The organism is Bacillus sp. VT 712, from assembly GCF_001614195.1.
Lineage (GTDB): Bacteria > Bacillota > Bacilli > Bacillales > Bacillaceae_H > Priestia > Priestia flexa.
On the sequence record NZ_LWBK01000106.1, the window covers coordinates 1 to 497 of the forward strand.

Below are 497 nucleotides of genomic sequence, written 5' to 3' on the forward strand. Positions count from 1 at the left end.
GTAATGGATTAACCTGACGATTTGTATAATATTCGTGCAGTTTTCTAAAAGCCTCATTATGTCGAATCATCGGCATCATAACTCTAAATAGGAGGGCACGCAGCTTTCTTCTGCCACGTTTGGAGATGCGCTTTTGCCCTTTGTGCTGTCCGGAAGAACTCTCTCGTAATGTTAACCCCGCGAGTTTGATTAGTTGGCGTGGGTCTTCATAGTATGAAAAGCTTCCGATTTCAGCTAATAAATCAACTATCGTTGTATCTCCTAGTCCTGGTACCGTTGATAGCCACTCGTACTCTACAGAAGTTTTTACAAGCTCAACTAAGTGTTGAGTAATCCTCTCGATATCTTGTTCCAGCTGATGGTAACGGCGAACGAGCGTGGCGATTTCAATACGGGCCATCTCACGTCCTTCTGTTACTCCAATGGAATAAGCAGCGACTTCAATGAGGCGCACTGCTTTTGGTCGTTGGGGAGATTTGAGCCCCTCAATCTTTCGA

Annotated in this window: 1 protein-coding gene; it reads right to left on the reverse strand. The window is 44.9% G+C overall.

Annotation, left to right across the window (positions count from 1 at the left end; translation table 11 throughout):
* Window positions 1-497, reverse strand: a 497-nt coding sequence (locus A2U94_RS20205) for a transposase (protein ID WP_156482329.1), incomplete at both ends; no start/stop codon positions are given.